This window comes from Haemophilus sp. HN_Hi10 (assembly GCF_049821985.1).
Lineage (GTDB): Bacteria > Pseudomonadota > Gammaproteobacteria > Enterobacterales > Pasteurellaceae > Haemophilus > Haemophilus influenzae_D.
Genome location: NZ_CP187495.1, coordinates 590,729 through 612,964, shown reverse-complemented (window position 1 = coordinate 612,964; position 22,236 = coordinate 590,729). Strand labels below are relative to the sequence as shown.

22 protein-coding genes and 2 tRNA genes are annotated in these 22,236 nt (G+C 36.7%); 15 read left to right on the top strand and 9 right to left on the bottom strand.

What is annotated here, in order from left to right; all coding sequences use genetic code 11:
* Positions 1 to 155: 155 nt before the first annotated feature.
* The gene (locus ACPT8Q_RS03060; protein WP_050948885.1) at positions 156 to 1,199 is read right to left on the bottom strand and encodes a glycosyltransferase family 9 protein; all 1,044 of its coding nucleotides are present in this window, start codon (positions 1,197 to 1,199) and stop codon (positions 156 to 158) included.
* A gap of 76 nt (positions 1,200 to 1,275) precedes the next feature.
* On the opposite strand from ACPT8Q_RS03060, the gene ACPT8Q_RS03055 reads away from it, so the two are divergent.
* The 4 genes from ACPT8Q_RS03055 to ACPT8Q_RS03040 all read left to right on the top strand — a co-directional run bounded on the left by ACPT8Q_RS03055 (position 1,276) and on the right by ACPT8Q_RS03040 (position 3,919).
* Complete coding sequence (locus ACPT8Q_RS03055) at positions 1,276 to 2,001, top strand: 3-deoxy-D-manno-octulosonic acid kinase (RefSeq protein ID WP_050948884.1); 726 nt, start codon at positions 1,276 to 1,278, stop codon at positions 1,999 to 2,001.
* A gap of 11 nt (positions 2,002 to 2,012) precedes the next feature.
* Positions 2,013 to 2,600, top strand: a complete 588-nt coding sequence (gene rdgB / locus ACPT8Q_RS03050) for an RdgB/HAM1 family non-canonical purine NTP pyrophosphatase (protein WP_042594202.1) — start codon at positions 2,013 to 2,015, stop codon at positions 2,598 to 2,600.
* A gap of 174 nt (positions 2,601 to 2,774) precedes the next feature.
* Positions 2,775 to 3,671, top strand: a complete 897-nt coding sequence (locus tag ACPT8Q_RS03045; RefSeq protein WP_032821899.1) for a glycosyltransferase family 8 protein — start codon at positions 2,775 to 2,777, stop codon at positions 3,669 to 3,671.
* A gap of 158 nt (positions 3,672 to 3,829) precedes the next feature.
* Positions 3,830 to 3,919: transfer RNA gene (locus ACPT8Q_RS03040), tRNA-Ser, on the top strand.
* Between the two features lie 162 nt (positions 3,920 to 4,081).
* On the opposite strand, the gene hpf is transcribed toward ACPT8Q_RS03040, so the two are convergent.
* From hpf to dapA, 3 genes are all read right to left on the bottom strand, one after another.
* Positions 4,082 to 4,405 carry a ribosome hibernation-promoting factor, HPF/YfiA family gene (hpf, locus tag ACPT8Q_RS03035; protein WP_005648863.1) on the bottom strand — a complete coding sequence of 108 codons (324 nt, stop codon included), beginning with the start codon at positions 4,403 to 4,405 and terminating at the stop codon, positions 4,082 to 4,084.
* Between the two features lie 172 nt (positions 4,406 to 4,577).
* Entirely contained in the window at positions 4,578 to 5,225 is a 648-nt protein-coding gene (gene bamC / locus ACPT8Q_RS03030) for an outer membrane protein assembly factor BamC (protein WP_050948883.1), read from the bottom strand.
* 111 nt (positions 5,226 to 5,336) lie between these two features.
* Entirely contained in the window at positions 5,337 to 6,233 is an 897-nt protein-coding gene (dapA, locus tag ACPT8Q_RS03025; protein WP_050948882.1) for a 4-hydroxy-tetrahydrodipicolinate synthase, read from the bottom strand.
* A 100-nt stretch (positions 6,234 to 6,333) separates the two neighbouring features.
* Between dapA and bcp the strand changes: the two genes are divergently transcribed.
* The 4 genes from bcp (at position 6,334) to ACPT8Q_RS03005 (ending at position 8,650) form a co-directional block, all read left to right on the top strand.
* Positions 6,334 to 6,801: a thioredoxin-dependent thiol peroxidase gene (gene bcp / locus ACPT8Q_RS03020; RefSeq protein ID WP_042594196.1), complete on the top strand. Its 468-nt coding sequence runs from the start codon at positions 6,334 to 6,336 to the stop codon at positions 6,799 to 6,801.
* Positions 6,802 to 6,943: 142 nt separating this feature from the next.
* Complete coding sequence (gene exbB / locus ACPT8Q_RS03015) at positions 6,944 to 7,396, top strand: TonB-system energizer ExbB (protein ID WP_042594194.1); 453 nt, start codon at positions 6,944 to 6,946, stop codon at positions 7,394 to 7,396.
* Between the two features lie 3 nt (positions 7,397 to 7,399).
* On the top strand, positions 7,400 to 7,843 hold the full coding sequence (gene exbD / locus ACPT8Q_RS03010) for a TonB system transport protein ExbD (protein WP_005656183.1): 444 nt from the start codon (positions 7,400 to 7,402) through the stop codon (positions 7,841 to 7,843).
* A gap of 9 nt (positions 7,844 to 7,852) precedes the next feature.
* Positions 7,853 to 8,650 (top strand): TonB family protein, encoded by a 798-nt coding sequence (locus tag ACPT8Q_RS03005; RefSeq protein WP_116967526.1) that lies wholly within the window; start codon positions 7,853 to 7,855, stop codon positions 8,648 to 8,650.
* A 184-nt stretch (positions 8,651 to 8,834) separates the two neighbouring features.
* On the opposite strand, the gene ACPT8Q_RS03000 is transcribed toward ACPT8Q_RS03005, so the two are convergent.
* Positions 8,835 to 9,356: a single-stranded DNA-binding protein gene (locus ACPT8Q_RS03000; protein WP_050948880.1), complete on the bottom strand. Its 522-nt coding sequence runs from the start codon at positions 9,354 to 9,356 to the stop codon at positions 8,835 to 8,837.
* A gap of 152 nt (positions 9,357 to 9,508) precedes the next feature.
* Here ACPT8Q_RS03000 and uvrA point away from each other — a divergent pair, with 152 nt between their 5' ends.
* The 7 genes from uvrA (at position 9,509) to ACPT8Q_RS02965 (ending at position 21,046) form a co-directional block, all read left to right on the top strand.
* Positions 9,509 to 12,340 carry an excinuclease ABC subunit UvrA gene (uvrA, locus tag ACPT8Q_RS02995; RefSeq protein WP_050948879.1) on the top strand — a complete coding sequence of 944 codons (2,832 nt, stop codon included), beginning with the start codon at positions 9,509 to 9,511 and terminating at the stop codon, positions 12,338 to 12,340.
* Between the two features lie 318 nt (positions 12,341 to 12,658).
* On the top strand, positions 12,659 to 16,996 hold the full coding sequence (hap, locus tag ACPT8Q_RS02990; RefSeq protein WP_050948878.1) for an adhesion and penetration autotransporter Hap: 4,338 nt from the start codon (positions 12,659 to 12,661) through the stop codon (positions 16,994 to 16,996).
* Between the two features lie 93 nt (positions 16,997 to 17,089).
* On the top strand, positions 17,090 to 17,536 hold the full coding sequence (locus ACPT8Q_RS02985) for a hypothetical protein (protein WP_050948877.1): 447 nt from the start codon (positions 17,090 to 17,092) through the stop codon (positions 17,534 to 17,536).
* Positions 17,537 to 17,660: 124 nt separating this feature from the next.
* Positions 17,661 to 18,752 carry a tRNA preQ1(34) S-adenosylmethionine ribosyltransferase-isomerase QueA gene (queA, locus tag ACPT8Q_RS02980; protein ID WP_050948876.1) on the top strand — a complete coding sequence of 364 codons (1,092 nt, stop codon included), beginning with the start codon at positions 17,661 to 17,663 and terminating at the stop codon, positions 18,750 to 18,752.
* A gap of 344 nt (positions 18,753 to 19,096) precedes the next feature.
* Positions 19,097 to 20,245, top strand: a complete 1,149-nt coding sequence (gene tgt / locus ACPT8Q_RS02975) for a tRNA guanosine(34) transglycosylase Tgt (RefSeq protein WP_050948875.1) — start codon at positions 19,097 to 19,099, stop codon at positions 20,243 to 20,245.
* Positions 20,246 to 20,309: 64 nt separating this feature from the next.
* The gene (locus tag ACPT8Q_RS02970; RefSeq protein ID WP_050948874.1) at positions 20,310 to 20,828 is read left to right on the top strand and encodes a hemerythrin domain-containing protein; all 519 of its coding nucleotides are present in this window, start codon (positions 20,310 to 20,312) and stop codon (positions 20,826 to 20,828) included.
* Positions 20,825 to 21,046, top strand: coding sequence for a sulfurtransferase TusA family protein (locus ACPT8Q_RS02965; protein ID WP_006996233.1), 222 nt, complete (start codon positions 20,825 to 20,827; stop codon positions 21,044 to 21,046). The genes ACPT8Q_RS02970 and ACPT8Q_RS02965 overlap by 4 nt, the downstream gene beginning before the upstream one ends.
* 214 nt (positions 21,047 to 21,260) lie before the next feature.
* Here ACPT8Q_RS02965 and ACPT8Q_RS02960 read toward each other — a convergent pair whose 3' ends face one another.
* The 4 genes from ACPT8Q_RS02960 to secG all read right to left on the bottom strand — a co-directional run bounded on the left by ACPT8Q_RS02960 (position 21,261) and on the right by secG (position 22,222).
* Complete coding sequence (locus ACPT8Q_RS02960; RefSeq protein WP_230304891.1) at positions 21,261 to 21,452, bottom strand: phage integrase central domain-containing protein; 192 nt, start codon at positions 21,450 to 21,452, stop codon at positions 21,261 to 21,263.
* A 57-nt stretch (positions 21,453 to 21,509) separates the two neighbouring features.
* Positions 21,510 to 21,617, bottom strand: a complete 108-nt coding sequence (locus tag ACPT8Q_RS02955) for an integrase arm-type DNA-binding domain-containing protein (protein WP_374955603.1) — start codon at positions 21,615 to 21,617, stop codon at positions 21,510 to 21,512.
* A 153-nt stretch (positions 21,618 to 21,770) separates the two neighbouring features.
* A tRNA-Leu gene (locus ACPT8Q_RS02950) sits at positions 21,771 to 21,856 on the bottom strand.
* A 24-nt stretch (positions 21,857 to 21,880) separates the two neighbouring features.
* A complete protein-coding gene (gene secG, locus ACPT8Q_RS02945) occupies positions 21,881 to 22,222 on the bottom strand; it encodes a preprotein translocase subunit SecG (protein WP_005691381.1) in 342 nt (113 codons plus the stop codon).
* Positions 22,223 to 22,236: the final 14 nt, after the last annotated feature.

The following is a 22,236-nucleotide window of genomic DNA, read 5'->3' as shown; positions in this document are numbered from 1 at the left end:
ATAGATTTTTATGACTAAATATAAACTAATTTAACAACAAGTTATTGATTTTTAACTTAAAAAATAAAACTCTTACTTTCCAAAAACAACTTTCAAGTTGGCTATATTAAAACGTTTAACTTAACCATCTAACTTTTGAGATGCAGATCATTTTTTCAAAATAATCCTAATTTTTTCATTTGTTCAATAACGGGTTCGACTTGAATCTCTGCCATCAAATTTTTCCCTTTTAGTTTGGTTGCCCAAGGTAGTTCAGAAGACGGTTTGCCAAATTCTTTTTGGGCATTTTCTTCATATACAGATACCACGTTATCTAAATTATTATAAGGTGCAGTACGCAAAGGATTGTGATAGGCATACAAGCCAATAACGGGTGTACCTTGTGTTGTCGCAATATGGGCAGGGCCAGAATCTGGCGAAAGTACTAGATCAACCTTAGAAATTAAAGCGGTAAGCTGTTTTAGGTTTGTTTTTCCTGCAATATTGGTTGGCGTGAAATGGCAAAGTGCGGTAATTTTTTCAACTATTTCTAATTCACGTTTCGCTGGCGAACTGCAGAAAATCACATTGATATTATGCTGATGGGCAATATTGGCAATTTCTGCATAACGTTCAATTAGCCAATCTTTTTCTGCTTTGCTAGAGCAAGGGGAAATCAATAAATTTTTACGAGAAAAATCAATAAATTGATCGGCAAATTTATAATCATCTTGTGAGATAGCTAATTCCCATTTTGGTTCTGCTTTCGGTACGCCAATATATTCAGCGAAAGCCATAAATCCATCTAATACGTGAGGGGAAAAAGGATCTCTGATGCGACGATTTACAAATAGCCATTGCCCTTCTCGAGAACGTTTTTCTCCAAATCCAATTTTGAATTTTGCTTTAATTCCTAAAGAAAGGATTGATGCACGAAATGCTGTTTGCATATTTAATAGCGCATCAAATTGTTTATTTTTTAGTTGTTTCCATAAAGACAATACACCTTTCCATCCCGCTTTTTTATCGTAAGGAATGAGCGTGATATTAGGAATGCCCGAAAGCAAGCCCATTTCGGTTTTTCCTACAATCCAAGTCATTTCTGTTTGGGGATAATATTCTTGAATGTGCTGAACCACCGCTAAGGCATGGCAGACATCGCCTACCGCTGATAATCGGAGAATACAAAGGGATTTTGGAGCTTCGGTAAAAAGTGGCATTGACGTTCCTTTATCATTTAATTTGTGCCTATTTTAAAGTAGAATGACCCCATTTTCTATTCATAACAACGTTCTAATGCACCAATTCCAACAAGATAACCAATATTTTATCTTTAATTTTGACCGCACTTTTGACCAAGCAACCGAGTTTTTCCAAGCAGAATTTTGGCAAAAACAAGAACGAGTGATAGGGAGTGCAAAAGGTCGAGGCACCACTTATTTCTTGCAAACCGAAGATTGGTTTGGTGTAAATTGTGCGTTGCGTCATTATTATCGCGGTGGACTTTGGGGTAAACTGAACAAAGATCGTTATCGTTTTTCTGCTCTTGAAACTACCCGTAGTTTTGCTGAGTTTCATTTGTTGCAACGTTTGTATGAAGCGGGGTTACCTGTGCCTAAACCCATTGCTGCACGTATTCAAAAAGGCAAGTTAGGTATTTGCTATCAAGCGGATATTTTGACGGAAAAAATCGAAAACGCGCAGGATTTAACCGCACTTTTACAAACACAAACATTGCCAAAAGAAACTTGGAGGCAAATTGGTCGTTTGATTCGAAAACTACATGATTTACAGATTTGCCATACAGACTTGAATGCACACAATATTTTGCTTCAACAAGCTGAACAAGGGCAAAAATGTTGGTTACTGGATTTTGATAAGTGCGGCGAAAAATCTGGAGATTTTTGGAAAGTGCAGAATCTGAACCGTTTAAAACGTTCCTTCGAAAAAGAAGTTGGACGAATGAATATTCAATTTACCGAGCAAAACTGGGCTGATTTAACGTCAGCTTATCATCAATAAAAGGATTGATTATGAAACAAAAAATCGTACTTGCTACAGGCAATAAAGGAAAAGTAAAAGAAATGGCTGATGTCCTATCTGATTTTGGCTTTGAAGTGATTGCACAAACAGATTTAGGCATTGAAAGCCCAGAAGAAACTGGCTTAACTTTCGTTGAGAATGCCTTATTAAAAGCACGCTATGCCTCAGAGAAATCAGGTTTACCTGCTATTGCGGATGATTCTGGCTTAGTAGTTTCCGCACTTAATGGCGCGCCAGGTTTGTATTCTGCACGTTATGCTGGCGAAGAGGGTAATGATGCTAAAAACCGTGAGAAATTATTGGCAGAGCTTGCTCATGTTGCACAAGATCAACGCCAAGCCAAATTTGTGAGTTGTATCGTGTTTTTACAGCATCCAACAGATCCATCGCCAATTATTGCCGAAGGCGAGTGTTGTGGTGTGATTGGTTTTGAAGAAAAAGGCGAAAATGGTTTTGGTTATGACAGTTTATTCTTTAGTCCAGAACAAGGTTGCACATTTGCTGAATTAGAAACAGCTGAGAAGAAAAAAATTTCTCATCGTGCAAAGGCATTGAGCGTTTTAAAAAATAAATTATAAAGTTAATAAAAGTATTTAATCTATTAATAAAAAATAATTGACACGTTAATCAGAAGATAATTTTATGACAGACAGACAGACAGACAGACAGACAGACAGACAGACAGACAGACAGACAGACAGACAGACAGACAGACAGACAGACAGACAGACAGACAGACAGACAGACAGATAATAAATATTATATTTTCATCTGACAACTATTATGCAACTTATTTAGCTATAAGTATTTTTAGCATTATTAAAAATACACCTGAAAAAATAAATTTTTATATTCTTGATATGAAAATAAATCAGGAAAATAAGACCATAATAAATAATTTAGCAAGCTCATACTCCTGTAAAGTATTTTTCTTGCCTGTTTGTGAGGCAGATTTTCAAAATTTTCCAAAAACAATAGATTACATATCTTTAGCGACTTACGCTAGACTAAATTTAACTAAATATATAAAGAATATAGAAAAAGCTATTTATATCGATGTAGATACATTAACAAACTCTTCACTTCAAGAACTTTGGGATATAGATATAACGAATTATTATTTGGCAGCATGTCGAGATACTTTTATTGACGTAAAAAATGAAGCTTATAAAAAATCCATTGGTTTAGAAGGATATTCTTATTTTAATGCAGGTATATTATTAATTAATTTAAATAAATGGAAAGAAGAAAATATTTTCCAAAAATCAATAAACTGGATGAATAAATACAATAATGTTATGAAATACCAAGATCAAGATATTCTAAATGGTATCTGTAAAGGAAAAGTAAAATTTATTAATAATAGATTTAATTTTACACCAACAGATCGAGGTTTGATTAAAAATAAAAATTTATTACACGTAAAAATGCCAATAATTATTTCTCATTATTGTGGTCCATATAAATTTTGGCACAAAAAATGCGGTCACTTAAATTGTCATATAGGAAATTTACTTTTAAAAGAAATGGATAAAATTATTGATATACCATCATCTTGGTATGATCATTTTGAGAAAATCCCTTTTTTAATTAAAATAAAAAGGTTAAGAAAGAGAATAAAAGATAAATTAATATATGGCATCTATTAAAAATCAACTGTTTTAATAATTATTAATTTCTTCTAACTCTGGATTAGATCAATAGCTTTATTGCCTATTTTTTAACTAATCTTCTAAAGATTTTTATTTTTTATAGTAAAAAACTTGACTAAACCAGAGTAAATCTTTATAGTTTGCGAACCTTTTACGGTGAGATGTCCGAGTGGTTGAAGGAGCACGCCTGGAAAGCGTGTATGTGGGAAACTGCATCAAGGGTTCAAATCCCTTTCTCACCGCCATTAATCCCGTCAAATAATATCTATCTCGTTAAAAAATATAAATACAATCTGTATCTTTCATTAGTCTTTATTTCTATTAAAACCAATTTAAGAAAAAATTAATCTGACAGACATATTATTTTACAATAAGACTGCCAGATTAGATTTTATCTTTTACAGTATTTAGTTTTCAAAAGAATCTTTTAAACGTTCATTCGCTCGGCGAGATTCACTTTTATGTTGAAGTTTATTAAGCTGACGTTCTAATTTTTCTTCCACTTCATTAATTGCTTTATACATATCATCTGAAGTTGCACTGGCTAATAAATTGCCTAAAGGTGTGCCAATAGAGGCTTCGACAGTAAATCCATTAGGTACTTTGTTTAAAACAAAATGTGGGCTAATTAACTGCGTTTGCCACTTACCTAACTTCGCAAGTCTTTCCTCCAAGTGTTCACGAATTGCAGGGGTGATGTCCATTTGTTTACTGGTAATATTAAGTGTCATAGCATTTACCTCTTTGTTGCGTGATTTAAATTCTAGTTAATAACAAAATAGTGTTCTTATTTTAGATTTTCAAGTGCTTTAAAGATAAATATCAGAATAATTTTCAAAAGGATGATCTATGTCTCATTTTTAAACATTTATTATATTCGAAAAATTATTATGTGACGAAACCCTATTGAATTGAAGTGCTTGATAAATCCTGTAATTGTTTGTTGTATGCGGTAGTGAGTGTTAAAACAATGCGATTTAAACGTTCCGAAGTATAATATTGTTTATCTGATACATTTGGTGTAAAAATAATACCATCTCGGCGCATATGCAAAATAGATACGGTAATCGCACTCACATCAGGTGTCATAACTTGTTCTATTTGATATTTTATTTCTATAGACTTATCGCCAATTCGTTCTGTTTTTGTCCAATCGGTCGTTAAAATCGAACCATTTGTTGTTGATGAAATACCCTCTTCTTTCAACAAACGCTTAACTTGCTGAAGATTATATAGTTTTGCCTCTTGTTTTGGATAGACAATCAACGAGCGTTCTCCATCAAATTTTGTTATTGAATTTTGAATAATAGCAAGAGGGATTAATGGTGGACGAATATCAATATCTCCCCTTTTTTTCACTTCAATATTAGGTAACGAATAAGCATCATCAGCTTTTGGTAATTGTACACCTCCAGTAGCCAAAGGGGAAAAATGGGGAATGCTCGCCTCAGATTTTTGAAATGAATCGTTGCTTGCTTTTAAGGTTTCGGGATTAGACGAACAACCAGCTAGAATAATAGCCGTTATTAAACTCAATATTATTTTTTTCATATACTAACCTTAACTAAATTGAAAATTTGATAAATTCTGACCGCACTTTTCTGATCATTTTACTGATCTATAATACATAAAAGTGAGGGGTAATTACTTACCCTTTTATTTTTATAACAATCCTGCAATTTTTAGTGCATCTTCTACTTTTGGTTGAATTTCTTCACTAAGTGTCGTAAGTGGCAAGCGTAAATGTGGCGATTTAATTAAGCCTAATCGATAAGCTGCCCACTTCACTGGAATTGGATTGGATTCAATGAATAGGTCGTGATGTAAACGCATTAAACGAGCATTAATTTCTTCCGCTTTATCAAAATCTCCCACGAGTGCATAACGGCACATATCAGCCATATCTTTTGCTGCAATGTTATTTGTTACTGATATTACTCCCTCAGCACCTAATTTTATTGCTTCTAAGCCTGTTGCATCATCACCACTTAAAACAATAAAATTTTTACCCGCAAGCTGCTTAATTTTAACTATTCGGCTCACATCTCCCGTTGCTTCTTTAATACCTACAATATTTTCAATTTTAGCTAAACGAGCAACCGTTTCTGGCTTCATATCACTGCCTGTGCGACTAGGAACGTTATAAAGAATCTGTGGTAAATTAGTACATTCCGCAATGGCTTTAAAGTGTTGATATATTCCCTCTTGGGTTGGTTTATTATAATAAGGCACAACAGATAAACATCCTGCTACGCCACTGTCTCGTAATAATTTAGTCATTGTAATTGCTTCACTCGTCGCATTTGCGCCCGCTCCCGCAATAATAGGAATACGTCCTTTGGCAAATTCAACGGTCTTTTCAATGACTTTTACATTTTCCTCAATACTTAGCGTGGCAGATTCTCCCGTTGTACCTACAGAAACAAGCGCATTAGAACCTGCTTCAATGTGGTGTTCTACTAATTTTTCTAAACAGGAAAAATCGACTTCGCCATAATGATTCATTGGCGTAACAAGGGCAACAATACTACCCGAAAATAAAGGATTTTGTGCTGACATATAACCTCCATCGGTTTTTAATTTTATTATTTGGTTTCACTTGTTATAGTCGCTAAAATAACTTTGATTTGCAAATTTTTTTCATTAAAGGAGTTTTTTTATGAATCCATTATCTGTTGGTAATCAAGCACCTGCTTTTACCTTATTAAATCAACAGGAAAAACCTGTTTCTTTAAATGATTTTCGTGGTAAAAAAGTTTTAATTTATTTTTATCCAAAGGCACTCACGCCAGGCTGTACCACACAAGCCTGCGGATTGCGTGACAGTAAATCCGAATTAGATGCACTAGGTTTAGTTGTACTTGGCATTAGCCCTGACGCTCCGAAAAAATTAGCTCAATTTATTGAGAAAAAAGAACTTAATTTCACATTGCTTTCTGATCCTGATCATCAAGTTGCGGCACAATTTGGCGTATGGGGCGAAAAAAAATTTATGGGGAGAACTTACGACGGTATTCATCGAATTAGTTTTTTAATTAATGAAAGCGGAAATATTATGCAAGTATTTGATAAATTTAAGACAAAAGACCATCATCAAATGATCATTGATTATCTTCGCTCCTTATAATTTTTCAAAAAATAACCGCACTTTTCCACATAAAGTGCGGTAAAAATTCATAAATTTTTCAATTCAAGGTTTACGCATTATTCAGCCTTTGTTAGAATTCCTCGCCTGATTGAAATTCATTCTCAAATAACAAGGAAAAAAAATGCTACAACTTTTTGATTTTTTACAACAGTACAGTGATTATTTTATCATCGGTTTATTATTACTGATGAGCGTTATTATGCTTGCGATGGTAATTGAACGTTACCTTTTTTTAAGAAAGGTAAATGTGGCACATTATTCTACTATTCACGCATTAGAAATTGATTTAAACCGTAATATGACAGTGATTTCTACCATCGGTGCCAATGCACCTTATGTTGGATTACTTGGTACAGTTATCGGGATTTTATTAACTTTCTATCAAATCGGTCACGGCGGTGGCGACATTGATCCAAGTGAAATTATGTTGCACTTATCTTTAGCATTAAAAGCAACAGCATTAGGTATTCTAGTGGCTATTCCATCTATGGTGTTTTATAACGGTTTAGGTCGTAAAGTGGAAGTTAATCGTTTGAAATGGAAAGTATTAAACGAACAAAAAGATAAGGAATAATCAGTGAAAAAATTTGATGAAATCAACATTATCCCTTTCATTGATATTATGTTGGTATTGCTTACTGTGGTGCTTATTACTGCATCTTTTATCTCTCAAGGTAAAATTCAAGTAAATGTACCAAAAGCCAGTACAGCAGTCGCATTTAAATCTGACGAGCTCGCTAAATTATTAACAGTGACAGCGGATAAACAGCTCTATTTCAATGATAGACCTATTACGCAAGAAGCTCTTGAAGCAGAAATTGCTCAATGGAATAAAGATCAGAAAGTCACTTTAAAAATTGATGCCGAAGCCTCCTTCCAAGATTTTGTGACTATTACAGATATGCTTTCTAAAAATGAAATCAAAAATGTGGCAATTGTTTCTATGAAAGATAAGGGAAAAAGTGCGGGTAAAAATTCTCAAGAATCTACTCCCTCCCAATCTGTACCAACTACGCCGTAAGGAATAATTATGCAGCAAACAAAACGTTCGCTATTGGGTTTGCTTATTTCTTTGATCGTACACGGTATTGTTATAGGATTTATCTTGTGGAATTGGAATAAGCCAAGTGATAGCGCAAATAGTGCACAAGGCGATATATCTACAAGTATTTCTATGGAGCTTTTGCAAGGTATGGTGTTGGAAGAACCTGCTCCAGAGCCTGAAAATGTACAAAAAGAGCCTGAGCCAGAGCCAGAGCCAGAGCCAGAGCCAGAAAAACAAGAAATTGTAGAAGATCCAACAATAAAACCTGAACCGAAAAAAATCAAAGAACCCGAAAAGGAAAAGCCAAAGCCCAAAGAAAAACCGAAAGAAAAGCCAAAGAATAAACCTAAAAAAGAGGTTAAACCACAACAGAAACCAATCAATAAAGATCTACCAAAAGGCGATAAAAATATTGATTCAAGTGCTAACGTAAATGATAAAGCAAGCACAACAAGCGCTGCTAATAGCAATGCACAGGTAGCAGGAAGTGGAACGGATACGAGTGAAATAGCGGCTTACCGTTCTGCAATTCGCCGTGAAATTGAAAGTCATAAACGTTATCCAACTCGAGCGAAGATAATGCGTAAACAAGGAAAAGTGAGTGTATCTTTTAATGTGGGAGCTGATGGTTCGCTAAGTGGAGCTAGAGTTACAAAATCCTCAGGCGACGAAAGTTTAGATAAGGCGGCATTAGACGCTATTAACGTTTCTCGTTCTGTGGGAGCAAGACCAGCAGGCTTTCCTTCGAGTTTAAATGTGCAAATTAGTTTTACGCTTCAATAAAATGTAATGCAGAAGATAAGTAATAGCGATTAATCTTCCTCAAAAGTGAAGCTGTAAAATCAAGGACTAAGTCTATAATCATAGGCTTAGTCCTTTTAATTTAAAAATTAAAATAAAAAAAGAGAAGCTCTTTTTTATTCAACTTCTCTCAGATTTTTATCATTTACTTTTCAATCTATGTCATTTAGAACGGAATATCGTCATCGAATCCGTCCATTGGTGGCTCAGCCTGTGGTGTTGCTGGTTGTGATGTGGCTGATTGTGGCGCAGAACGAGATGATTGATAACTACCACCATTGTTAGTTTGACGAGCTTGGTAAGAGGATTGTGGTGCGCCCCCCATATCATTACCATAACCACCTGCGTTTTGATTACGTCCACCAAGCATTTGCATTACATCGCCTTGAATTTCTGTGGTGTAGCGATCTTGACCATTTTGATCTTGCCATTTACGTGTTTTTAAACGACCTTCCACATAAACTTGAGAACCTTTGCGCAAGTATTCGCCGCAAATCTCCGCTTGACGACGATAAAATACAATGCGGTGCCATTCTGTTACTTCACGGCGTTCGCCCGTATTACGATCGTTCCAGCTTTCACTGGTTGCTACGCTGATATTTGCAACGGCATCGCCGTTTGGCATAGTACGAATTTCAGGATCATTACCTAAATGACCTACAATAATGACTTTATTAACTCCAGCCATAAAAAACCTCATTTTTTATCTAAAAAAGTGCGGTTATTTTGCCTGAAATTTTTTAAAAGATCTATATATTTTAACTGGATATTTGCACAGATATTAAAATATGCGATAATGATCGCAAAATTTACACTTATTTCATACTTTTGAGTTATTTTATGGAAAATATTGATATTCGCGGGGCTAGAACCCATAATCTGAAAAATATTAATTTAACCATTCCACGCAATAAACTTGTGGTGATCACAGGGCTTTCAGGTTCGGGGAAATCTTCTTTAGCCTTTGATACGCTTTATGCGGAAGGGCAACGCCGTTATGTTGAATCCCTTTCCGCTTATGCCCGTCAGTTTTTATCTTTAATGGAAAAGCCTGATGTGGATTCTATTGAGGGGCTTTCCCCTGCAATTTCCATTGAACAAAAATCAACCTCACACAATCCACGTTCTACAGTGGGAACCATTACGGAAATTTACGATTATTTACGTTTATTGTTTGCTCGAGTGGGAGAACCTCGTTGTCCCGATCATAATGTTCCCTTAACGGCACAAACGATTAGTCAAATGGTGGATAAAGTATTAAGTTTGCCAGAAGACAGCAAAATGATGTTACTTGCGCCAGTGGTCAAAAATCGCAAAGGCGAACATCTCAAGATTTTAGAAAATATTGCTGCGCAAGGTTATATTCGTGCGCGTATTGATGGCGAAATTTGCGATTTATCTGATCCGCCAAAATTAGCTTTACAGAAAAAACATACAATTGAAGTGGTGGTGGATCGCTTTAAAGTGCGGTCAGATTTGGCAACACGTTTAGCCGAATCTTTTGAAACCGCATTAGAGCTTTCTGGTGGCACTGCAATTGTGGCAGAAATGGATAATCCGAAAGCGGAAGAATTAGTTTTTTCGGCAAATTTTGCTTGTCCGCATTGTGGTTATTCTGTGCCAGAATTAGAGCCTCGTTTGTTTTCCTTTAACAATCCTGCAGGTGCTTGCCCAACTTGTGATGGCTTGGGTGTGCAGCAATATTTTGATGAAGATCGTGTGGTGCAAAATCCAACGATTTCCCTTGCAGGCGGTGCAGTGAAAGGTTGGGATCGTCGTAATTTCTATTATTATCAAATGCTTACATCATTAGCGAAACATTATGATTTTGATGTTGAAGCCCCTTATGAATCTTTGCCAAAGAAAATTCAACATATCATTATGCAGGGTTCAGGCAAAGAGGAAATTGAATTCCAATATATGAATGATCGTGGCGATGTGGTTATTCGCAAGCACCCTTTTGAAGGGATTTTGAATAATATGGCTCGCCGATATAAAGAAACGGAATCAATGTCGGTGCGTGAAGAATTGGCAAAAAATATTAGCAATCGACCTTGTATAGATTGTGGCGGTTCTCGTTTGCGACCCGAAGCGCGTAATGTGTATATTGGAAAAACCAATTTGCCGATAATTGCGGAAAAAAGCATTGGCGAAACCCTTGAATTTTTTACCGCACTTTCTTTAACAGGTCAAAAAGCCCAAATTGCGGAAAAAATTCTTAAAGAAATCCGCGAGCGTTTGCAGTTTTTAGTCAATGTTGGTTTGAATTATCTTTCTCTTTCTCGTTCTGCGGAAACCCTTTCAGGTGGGGAGGCGCAACGTATTCGCCTTGCGAGTCAAATCGGTGCGGGACTTGTTGGTGTGATGTATGTATTAGATGAACCCTCTATTGGTTTGCACCAACGTGATAATGAACGCTTACTTAACACATTAATTCATCTGCGTAATCTTGGTAATACGGTAATTGTTGTGGAACACGATGAAGATGCAATTCGTGCGGCTGACCATATTATTGATATTGGGCCTGGTGCTGGCGTACACGGCGGTCAAGTTATTGCGCAAGGAAATGCCGATGAAATTATGCTCAATCCAAATTCCATTACAGGAAAATTTTTATCGGGCGCAGATAAAATCGAAATTCCGAAAAAACGCACCGCACTTGATAAGAAAAAATGGCTAAAACTTAAAGGGGCATCGGGGAATAACTTAAAAAATGTGAATTTAGAGATTCCCGTTGGTTTGTTTACTTGCGTGACTGGTGTGTCAGGTTCGGGAAAATCCACGCTTATTAATGACACCTTATTTCCCCTTGCGCAAAATGCGTTAAATCGAGCGGAAAAGACAGATTACGCACCTTATCAATCCATTGAGGGGTTAGAACATTTCGATAAAGTTATTGATATTAACCAAAGCCCGATTGGACGCACGCCACGTTCAAATCCAGCCACTTATACAGGCTTATTTACCCCGATTCGTGAGCTTTTTGCTGGCGTGCCAGAAGCCCGTGCGCGTGGTTATAATCCTGGGCGTTTTAGCTTTAACGTACGAGGTGGACGCTGTGAAGCCTGTCAGGGCGATGGTGTACTCAAAGTTGAAATGCACTTTTTACCCGATGTTTATGTTCCTTGCGACCAATGTAAAGGCAAACGCTATAATCGCGAAACCTTAGAAATTCGTTATAAAGGCAAAACAATTCATCAAGTTTTAGATATGACAGTGGAAGAAGCTCGCGAGTTTTTTGATGCGATTCCAATGATTGCAAGAAAATTACAAACCTTGATGGATGTGGGATTATCCTATATTCGATTAGGTCAATCTTCCACAACACTTTCAGGCGGCGAAGCACAACGCGTTAAGCTAGCGACCGAGCTTTCTAAACGTGATACGGGTAAAACTTTGTATATTCTAGATGAACCGACGACTGGTTTGCATTTCGCTGACATTAAGCAATTACTTGAAGTACTGCATCGATTACGCGACCAAGGAAATACTATCGTCGTCATTGAACACAATCTTGATGTGATTAAAACCGCAGACTGGATTGTCGATCTTGGCCCAGAGGGAGGCAGTGGCGGCGGACAAATTATTGCGACGGGTACACCAGAGCAAGTTGCTAAAGTAAAAAGCTCCCACACCGCTCGCTTCCTTAAACCGATTTTAGAAAAACCTTAGAAAAAATGACCGCACTTTCAGAGAAAACTCACATAAAGTGCGGTTATTTTATTAGTGATATTGTTTTAACTTTAGTTGCCTATGTAAATTATATACAATATTACCACATCGCAAGATTAGATTACCCACTAAGTATTAAGCAAAAACCTAGAAATTTTGGCTTAATTACTATATAGTTTTACTCATTTATTTTCTTTTGTGCCTTTTAGTTCGTTTTTTTAGCTGAAATCCCTTAGAAAATCACCGCACTTTTATTGTTCAATAGTCGTTTAACCACGTATTTTTTAATACGAAAAATTACTTAATTAAATAAACATTATGAAAAAAACTGTATTTCGTCTGAATTTTTTAACCGCTTGCATTTCATTAGGGATAGTATCGCAAGCGTGGGCAGGTCACACTTATTTTGGGATTGACTACCAATATTATCGTGATTTTGCCGAGAATAAAGGGAAGTTCACAGTTGGGGCTAAAAATATTGAGGTTTATAACAAACAAGGGCAATTAGTTGGCACATCAATGACAAAAGCCCCGATGATTGATTTTTCTGTGGTGTCGCGAGGTGGCTATGCAACATTAGTGGGAGAGCAATATATTGTAAGTGTTGCTCACAATGGAGGGTACACTGATGCTGATTTTGGTGCGGAAGGAGTAAATCCCGATCAACATCGTTTTACTTATCAAATAGCTAAGCGTAACAATTATAAGCCTGATCAGGGACGTAATCATTATGATGGGGATTACCATATGCCTCGTTTACATAAATTTGTAACTGAAATTGAACCGATAGGTATGACACCGCTTGTGGATGGAAAGGTATATGCTAATAAAGAGGATTATCCTGAGCGTGTGCGTATAGGCTCAGGACGTCAGTATTGGCGTACAGATAAAGATGAAGAAAAGAATTTAGATAGTTCATATTATGTCTCAGGTGCATATCATTATCTTACTGCAGGAAATACTCATACTCAGAGTGGAAATGGTAATGGTACAGTCAATTTTAGTGGTAATGTAGTTAGCCCTAATCATTATGGCCCATTACCAACGGGTGGTTCTAAAGGCGATAGTGGTTCGCCAATGTTTATTTATGATGCAAAAAAAGAAAAATGGCTTATAAATGGTGTATTACAAAGCGGAAATCCTTTTGTGGGAAGAGGTAATGGATTTCAGTTAGTGCGTGAAGAATGGTTTTACGATGAAGTTTATGCTAAGGATATTCATACCATATTTAATCCTAGAACACCTAAGGATCGCCATTATACTTTTACTGATAATAAAGATGGTTCTGCTTCTGTTACAGCACAAGATAATAAAAAGTATAGAGTACAGATAGCGAATTATAATTTGCCCAATCGTAAAAAAGAGCCAATTTATACATATGATGGGAATAATTATTATTCTCCAGCACTAAGTAATGGTAAAAATATTGCTTTTATTGATAAAGGAAATGGAACAATTACTTTAACAAGCGATATTGATCAAGGTGCAGGCGGTTTGTATTTTGAGGGAGATTTTATAGTTTCGCCTACCCATAATGAAACGTGGAAAGGGGCGGGTATATCGATCAGTGATGAAAGTACCGTAATTTGGAAAGTCAATGGCGTAGAAAATGATCGCCTTTCTAAAATCGGTAAAGGAACATTACACGTTCAGGGGAAAGGCGAAAATAAAGGTTCCATCAGTGTAGGCGATGGTACAGTCATTTTGGATCAGCAGGCAGACGAGCAAGGCAAAAAACAAGCCTTTAGTGAAATCGGATTGGTTAGCGGTAGAGGGACTGTCCAATTAAACGATGACAAGCAATTTGATACCGATAAATTTTATTTCGGCTTTCGTGGTGGTCGCTTAGATCTTAACGGACATTCATTAACCTTTAAACGTATCCAAAATACGGACGAGGGGGCGATGATTGTGAACCATAATACAACTCAAGCCGCTAATATTACTATTACAGGTTATGACACCATAAATGATGATTTAAAACAATTAACTAATAAGCGAGATATTGCATTTAACGGTTGGTTTGGCGAAACAGATGAAAATAAACACAATGGGCGATTAAACCTTATTTATCAACCCACTGCAGAAGATAGTACTTTACTACTTTCAGGCGGTACAAACTTAAACGGCGATATTACCCAAACAAAAGGCAAACTATTTTTCAGCGGTAGACCGACACCGCACGCCTACAATCATTTGAACGAACGTTGGTCAAAAATGGAAAATATACCACAAGGCGAAATTGTGTGGGATCACGATTGGATCAACCGTACATTTAAAGCTGAAAACTTTTATATTCAAGGCGGAAGTGCGGTGGTTTCTCGCAATGTTTCTTCAATTGAGGGAAATTGGACAGTCAGCAATAATGCAAATGCCACATTTGGTGTTGTGCCAAATCAGAAAAATACCATTTGTACACGTTCGGATTGGACAGGATTAACGACTTGTAAAACAGAGAATTTAACCGACACAAAAGTTATTAATTCCATACCGACAACACAAATTAATGGCTCTATTAATTTAACTGATAATGCAACGGCGAATGTTAAAGGTTTAGCAAAACTTAATGGCAATGTCACTTTAACAAATCACAGCCAATTTACATTAAGCAACAATGCCACCCAAACAGGCAATATTCAACTTTTTGATAATGCAAATGCAACGGTGGATAATGCTACTTTAATGGGTAATGTGCATTTAACGGATTCAGCTCAATTTTCTTTAAAAAACAGCCATTTTTCGCACCAAATTCAGGGCGACAAAGGCACAACAGTGATGTTGGAAAATGCGACTTGGACAATGCCTAGTGATACCACATTGCATAATTTAACGCTAAATAATAGTACTGTTACGTTAAATTCAGCTTATTCAGCTAGCTCAAATAATGCACCACGCCGTCGCCGCCGTTCATTAGAGACGGAAATGACACCAAAATCGGCAGAACATCGTTTCAACACATTGACAGTAAATGGTAAATTGAGCGGGCAAGGCACATTCCAATTTACTTCATCTTTATTTGGCTATAAAAGCGATAAATTAAAATTATCCTATGACGCTGAGGGCGATTACACATTATCTGTTCGCAACACAGGCACAGAACCCGTGACCCTTGAGCAATTAACTTTGGTTGAAAGCAAAGATAATAAACCGTTATCAGATAAGCTCAAATTTACTTTAGAAAATGACCACGTTGATGCAGGTGCATTACGTTATAAATTAGTGAAGAATAATGGCGAATTCCGCTTGCATAACCCAATAAAAGAGCAGGAATTGCGCAATGACTTAGTAAGATCAGAGCAAGCAGAACGAACATTAGAAGCAAAACAAGCTGAGCTGGTGCCAACAACACAAAGCTCTAAAGCAAAAGTGCGGTCAAGAAGAGCGGCGTTTTCTGATACCCTGCCTCCGCCTGATCAAAGCCAGTTAAACGTATTACAAGCCGGGCTTGAGGTGATTAATGCCCAACAGCAAATGGCACAAGCGGTGCAAAATCAGAAAGTAACTGCACTTAACCAAAAGAACGAGCAAGTTAAAACCTCTCAAGAAAAAGCACAAACTGCCAAAGCTGATTATCAAACCACACCAAATTTACAAACAGCGAAAGCGTTAGATAACGCAAATTTAGCCTTGGCAACTGCATTGGTGGAAAAAGAAACCGCTCAGATTGATTTTGCTAATGCAAAATTAGCTAAGTTGAATTTAACACAACAACTAGAAAAAGCCTTAGCAGTGGCTGAGCAAGCAGAAAAAGAACGTCTAGCTCAAGAAGAAGCGGAAAGACAACGCAAACAAAAAGACTTGATCAGCCGTTATTCAAATAGTGCGTTATCGGAGTTGTCTGCGACAGTAAATAGTATGCTTTCCGTTCAAGATGAATTAGATCGTCTTTTTGTAGATCAAGCACAATCTGCCGTGTGGACAAATATCGCACAGGATAAAAGACGCTATGATTCTGATGCGTTCCGTGCTTATCAGCAGAAAACGAACTTACGTCAAATTGGGGTGCAAAAAGCCTTAGCTAATGGACGAATTGGGGCAGTTTTCTCGCATAGCCGTTCAGATAATACCTTTGATGAACAGGTTAAAAATCACGCGACATTAACGATGATGTCGGGTTTTGCCCAATATCAATGGGGCGATTTACAATTTGGTGTAAACGTGGGAACGGGAATCAGTGCGAGTAAAATGGCTGAAGAACAAAGCCGAAAAATTCATCGAAAAGCGATAAATTATGGCGTGAATGCAAGTTATTCGTTCCATTTAGGGCAATTGGGTATTCAGCCTTATTTTGGAGTTAATCGCTATTTTATTGAACGTGAAAATTATCAATCTGAGGAAGTGAAAGTGCAAACACCGAGCCTTGCATTTAATCGCTATAATGCTGGAGTACGGGTCGATTATACGTTTACCCCGACGGATAATATCAGCGTTAAGCCTTATTTCTTCGTCAATTATGTTGATGTTTCAAACGCCAACGTACAAACCACGGTAAATCTCACGGTGTTGCAACAACCATTTGGACGTTATTGGCAAAAAGAAGTGGGATTAAAAGCGGAAATTTTACATTTCCAACTTTCTGCTTTTATTTCTAAATCTCAAGGTTCGCAACTCGGTAAACAGCGAAATATGGGCGTGAAATTAGGATATCGTTGGTAAAAATCAACATAATTTTATTCTAATAATGGAACTTTATTTAATTAAAAGTATCTAAGTAGCACCCTATAGGGGATTAATTAAGAGGATTTAATAATGAATTTAACTAAACTTTTACCAGCATTTGCTGCTGCCGTCGTATTATCTGCTTGTGCAAAGGATGCACCTGAAATGACAAAATCATCTGCACAAATGGCTGAAATGCAAACAATTCCAACAATCACTGATAAAACAGCTGTATATTCTTGCAATAAACAAACTGTGACTGCGGTGTATCAATTTGAAAACCAAGAACCAGTTGCTGCAATGGTAAGTGTGGGCGATGGCATTATTGCGAAAGATTTTACTCGTGATAAATCACAAAATGACTTTACAAGTTTCGTTTCTGGGGATTATGTTTGGAATGTAGATAGTGGCTTAACGTTAGATAAATTTGATTCTGTTGTGCCTGTAAATTTAATTCAAAAAGGTAAATCTAGCGATAATATCATCGTCAAAAATTGTGATGTAAACGTAAAAGCAACTAAAAAAGCAAATTCATAATTAATCCCAAATGACCAGCATAATTGCTGGTTATTTTATCTTTCCTGTAGAAAAGATTTTTTCTTGAGATCATTTTCAATTCAAACTAGACTTATCGCCTATTTTATTTAACCTAAATTTTATTATGCGTGTTTCAGACTTTAATTTTGATTTACCCGATGAATTAATTGCTCGTTATCCTAAAATTGATCGTGTTTCTTGTCGTTTATTACAGTTAAATGGCGAAAACGGGGAAATTTCTCACCGCACTTTTTCTGATGTATTAGATTTAATTGATGAAGGCGATTTGTTGATTTTTAATAATACGCACGTTATTCCTGCAAGAATGTTTGGGCGTAAAGCCAGTGGTGGCAAAATTGAAGTTTTAGTTGAGAGAATGTTAGATGAACATCGTTTCTTAGCGCATATTCGTTCATCGAAATCCCCTAAAGAAGGGACTGAATTATTTTTAGGGGAAGATAAATTAGGCGAAAATAATGGCATTAAAGCGGTAATGAAAGCGCGTCATGGTGCATTGTTTGAAGTGGAATTAAGTGATAAATCAACCGCTCTTTTAGATATATTACAAGCCATTGGACATATGCCATTGCCACCTTATATTGATCGTCCAGATGAAGAAGCCGATCAAGAATGTTATCAAACCGTTTATAGTAAAGTCCCAGGTGCTGTAGCGGCACCAACAGCGGGCTTACATTTTGATGAAAATTTACTTGAAAAACTCAAAGCAAAAGGTGTGAATTTTGAATTTGTTACATTGCATGTCGGCGCGGGAACATTCCAGCCTGTTCGTGTGGAAAATATTGAAGATCACGTAATGCACGCGGAGTACGTGGAAGTTTCCCAAGAAGTTTGCAATGCGATTATTGCAACAAAAAAAGCGGGCAAACGTGTAATTGCAGTGGGAACCACTTCTGTTCGTTCTATTGAAAGTGCGGCGCTTTCTGCAGAAGAATTTGGCAATCCAGATTTAATTGAGCCTTATTTTTCTGATACCTCTATTTTTATTTATCCAGGGAAAAAATTCCGAGTGGTGGATTGCTTAATTACTAATTTCCACTTACCTGAAAGCACATTGATTATGTTAGTTTCAGCTTTTGCTGGTTATAAAAATACAATGAATGCTTATAAAAGTGCGGTCGAGAATCACTATCGTTTTTTCAGTTATGGCGATGCGATGTTCATCACTAAAAATCCAAATGTAAAAGGATTAGAATAAGTTGTTTGACTTGTAATTAGTCAGCACTTACAATAAAGAACAACAGATGGCGGTTACCATCCCTTGTCGGCATCAACTACTAATGGCCAGTGCTACTTTTCAATAACAGGCAAAGTAGAATAATGATGACCAACTTAATCATAAATTTAGTCATATTTTTATCCTTAGTATGATTAACACACTCAGGATCTACGAAATAGCCCGACAGCGGCAACTGGCGGACTATCTTAGCAGATCCGCCTCTGCTCAAAGAGCATTAAAAATATGATAGCATAAAGCCTGTAACTTTGAACAGGCTTTTTTATTCACAAAAATCTTCGAACTGTTTATTCGTTGGAGCAAAAATGAAGTATGAATTAGATAAAACAAGCGGCAATGCCCGTCGTGGTCGTTTAGTATTTGAGCGTCCACAAGGCACGTTCAGCGTAGAAACCCCTGCATTTATGCCAGTAGGTACTTATGGCACCGTAAAAGGCATGACGCCAGAAGAAGTGCGTGCGACAGGTGCAGAAATTCTTTTGGGTAACACTTTCCATTTATGGTTACGTCCAGGGCAAGAAATTATGCGTAAACACGGCGATTTGCACAACTTTATGCAATGGCCTCGCCCGATTTTGACTGACAGTGGCGGTTTCCAAGTATTCAGTTTAGGTAAATTACGTAAAATTACTGAAGAAGGCGTGAAATTCCAAAACCCAATTAACGGCGAGCGGATCTTCCTTTCGCCTGAAAAATCCATGGAAATTCAATATGATTTGGGTTCTGACATCGTGATGATTTTCGATGAATGTACGCCTTATCCAGCGACTTTCGATTATGCGAAAAAATCTATGGAAATGTCACTTCGTTGGGCAAAACGTAGCCGTGATCGCTTTGATGAATTAGGCAATAAAAATGCGCTATTCGGTATTATTCAAGGCGGCGTATTTGAAGAATTACGCAAAGTATCACTAGAAGGCTTAGTGAATATTGGCTTTGACGGTTATGCGGTGGGCGGTTTAGCTGTCGGCGAACCAAAAGAAGATATGCACCGCATTTTAGAATATATTTGCCCACAAATTCCTGCGGATAAACCACGTTATTTAATGGGCGTGGGTAAGCCAGAAGATTTAGTGGAAGGTGTTCGCCGTGGTATTGATATGTTTGACTGCGTAATGCCAACCCGTAACGCCCGTAACGGTCATTTATTCGTGACTAATGGTATTGTTAAAATCCGTAATGCAAAATATCGTGATGATACCAGTCTGTTAGATCCTGAATGTGATTGCTACACCTGCAAAAACTACACCAAAGCTTATTTATATCATTTAGATAAGTGTGGTGAAATTTTAGGTGCACGCTTAAATACCATTCACAATTTACGCTATTATCAACGTTTAATGGCAGAAATTCGTCAAGCAATAGAAGATGATCGTTTTGATGATTTTGTAGTAGAATTTTATGCTCGTATGGGCAAACCTGTTCCGCCATTACAATTAGCAGATAAATCATAATTGATGAAAGTGCGGTAGAAAAATGAAACGTTTTTTGACCGCACTTTTTAACAAAGGAAATCTTATGCAAATTCTTGAACCCCAACAATTCGCTACATGGAATGAACCTATTGAAATGCTTTATGCCTGCCATAGCAAGGTAAAACGTTTTTGTCGTCAGTTAAGCATTTTGCCTGATTATCTAGAAAAACACGGCTATACTCAGGCTGTATTAAATGATGTTGAGCAGATTTTAAGCTATTTTAATCGTGCCGCGCCTTTACATCACGATGATGAAGAATTAGATTTTTTCCCTCAATTAGTCAAAGTGGCTCCGCAAGCACAAAGCACCATTGATGAATTGGAACAACAGCACAAAAATTTGCATAAAAATTGGAATGCGTTATCTGCGCAGTTAGAAGAGCTTATTTCTGAACAACGTCAAAATATTGATGAGCATTTAATTGAACGCTTTATTCAAGGTTATGAGCGTCATATTACGTTAGAAGAACCTTTATTTGAAATGGGGCGAGAATTTTTAGCTGATGATGTGTTGTCTGAAATGGGTAAAAATATGAGCATTCGTCGTCAAGTTCCAGAATGAAATATCAGCTCAATTTAACCGCACTTCGATGCCCAATTCCTCTTTTAAGTGCCAAAAAAGCCTTAAAAAATTTAGATAAAAATGATGAGCTAATGTTGATTTTAAACCTTGAAAGTGCGGTAGAAAATTTTTCTATTTTTGCAGAAGAAAATTCTGTTGCTTTGGTCGAGCAATATTACACTTCGGAAAAAGAATTTATTGTTATCTTGAAAAAATAAAATTAATGTACTAGATAATAACTCAAAAACTATTTGCTTATAGATGTAATCGAAGTCAGTAAATTCAAGCATTTTAAAACCAATTTCTGACTATTACGCACTTACTGTCTCTTTTAATCGTAATGTCGTTAAGAAAGAGCAGCAAATTAATAGTTTTTCAAGACCAATCTGCAATTATGACTTTCTATGATACCTTGTGTTATCGCACGATCCATTATTGCACCGATAATCTGGTGTATTTTTTGAGCGTGTTACTTCTATCTGCTATTTTTTCACAAATGCTAACTAACTCTTTTACTTTTATTTCTGATAGATGCTTATCACCAATATAAGGGAAGATATGATTTTTCAATCGTTCCCAATTCTTTTCTCGTGTTTCTGAATTTTTAGCCTTTTCTTTATAAATGCCATAAAAATAACTTTCTGCAACAGAATGAAAAGTATATTTTAAGCAGTTTTCATATTATTGTTGAATGCGTATTTTTTCTTCTTGTGGATCGATACCTTTCGTAAGTGACGCACGATATTCTTCACGTTTAGCGCGAGCATCTAATAATGGATATAGTAACATAATAAGTTGGTGTTACTAATAGTGTTACTAAAAACAGCGATTAAAGACAATTAAAGACGATTAGATATGAGGGGTGAAAGTGCTATAAACCCTTGTGAAACCTGGATAAAACAAAACCCCGCGATTAGTTTTGCGGGGCTTTGTTTAGTCAAATGGTGCTCTGGGCGAGACTTGAACTCGCACGACCTGTGGTCACTACCCCCTCAAGATAGCGTGTCTACCAATTCCACCACCAGAGCGTTAATTTTTATGCTAATCCTATTTTATTGTGGGATGTCGCTATTTTTATTGTCTTTCGCTGGAGCTGCTTGTTGTTGCTGAACTTGCTCTGCAGCTTGTGATAAATCGTCAAAAGCACCTTTTTGAATATTGCCTTTATGTGAATTCATGTTACCTAAAACAAGGGCAATAACAAAAAATGCGGTTGCTAAAATCGCACTAGTACGTGTTAAAAAGTTACCTGCACCAGCAGAGCCAAACATTGTACCTGATGCGCCACCACCAAAAGATGCACCAGCGTTCGCTCCTTTACCTTGTTGAACGAGAATAAACCCGATCAAGGCAATCGCGACAACAACATAAATAAATAAAAGAACTTGATACATTTTTTCTCTCTAAT

Bases quoted from the DNA above. Each gene is read 5' to 3' on its own strand.
- ACPT8Q_RS03060 (WP_050948885.1), bottom strand. From the start codon at position 1,199: ATGCCACTTTTTACCGAAGCTCCAAAATCCCTTTGTATTCTCCGATTA.
- ACPT8Q_RS03055 (WP_050948884.1), top strand. From the start codon at position 1,276: ATGCACCAATTCCAACAAGATAACCAATATTTTATCTTTAATTTTGAC.
- rdgB (WP_042594202.1), top strand. From the start codon at position 2,013: ATGAAACAAAAAATCGTACTTGCTACAGGCAATAAAGGAAAAGTAAAA.
- hpf (WP_005648863.1), bottom strand. From the start codon at position 4,405: ATGACACTTAATATTACCAGTAAACAAATGGACATCACCCCTGCAATT.
- bamC (WP_050948883.1), bottom strand. From the start codon at position 5,225: ATGAAAAAAATAATATTGAGTTTAATAACGGCTATTATTCTAGCTGGT.
- dapA (WP_050948882.1), bottom strand. From the start codon at position 6,233: ATGTCAGCACAAAATCCTTTATTTTCGGGTAGTATTGTTGCCCTTGTT.
- bcp (WP_042594196.1), top strand. From the start codon at position 6,334: ATGAATCCATTATCTGTTGGTAATCAAGCACCTGCTTTTACCTTATTA.
- exbB (WP_042594194.1), top strand. From the start codon at position 6,944: ATGCTACAACTTTTTGATTTTTTACAACAGTACAGTGATTATTTTATC.
- ACPT8Q_RS03005 (WP_116967526.1), top strand. From the start codon at position 7,853: ATGCAGCAAACAAAACGTTCGCTATTGGGTTTGCTTATTTCTTTGATC.
- ACPT8Q_RS03000 (WP_050948880.1), bottom strand. From the start codon at position 9,356: ATGGCTGGAGTTAATAAAGTCATTATTGTAGGTCATTTAGGTAATGAT.
- uvrA (WP_050948879.1), top strand. From the start codon at position 9,509: ATGGAAAATATTGATATTCGCGGGGCTAGAACCCATAATCTGAAAAAT.
- hap (WP_050948878.1), top strand. From the start codon at position 12,659: ATGAAAAAAACTGTATTTCGTCTGAATTTTTTAACCGCTTGCATTTCA.
- ACPT8Q_RS02985 (WP_050948877.1), top strand. From the start codon at position 17,090: ATGAATTTAACTAAACTTTTACCAGCATTTGCTGCTGCCGTCGTATTA.
- queA (WP_050948876.1), top strand. From the start codon at position 17,661: ATGCGTGTTTCAGACTTTAATTTTGATTTACCCGATGAATTAATTGCT.
- tgt (WP_050948875.1), top strand. From the start codon at position 19,097: ATGAAGTATGAATTAGATAAAACAAGCGGCAATGCCCGTCGTGGTCGT.
- ACPT8Q_RS02970 (WP_050948874.1), top strand. From the start codon at position 20,310: ATGCAAATTCTTGAACCCCAACAATTCGCTACATGGAATGAACCTATT.
- ACPT8Q_RS02965 (WP_006996233.1), top strand. From the start codon at position 20,825: ATGAAATATCAGCTCAATTTAACCGCACTTCGATGCCCAATTCCTCTT.
- ACPT8Q_RS02955 (WP_374955603.1), bottom strand. From the start codon at position 21,617: ATGTTACTATATCCATTATTAGATGCTCGCGCTAAACGTGAAGAATAT.
- secG (WP_005691381.1), bottom strand. From the start codon at position 22,222: ATGTATCAAGTTCTTTTATTTATTTATGTTGTTGTCGCGATTGCCTTG.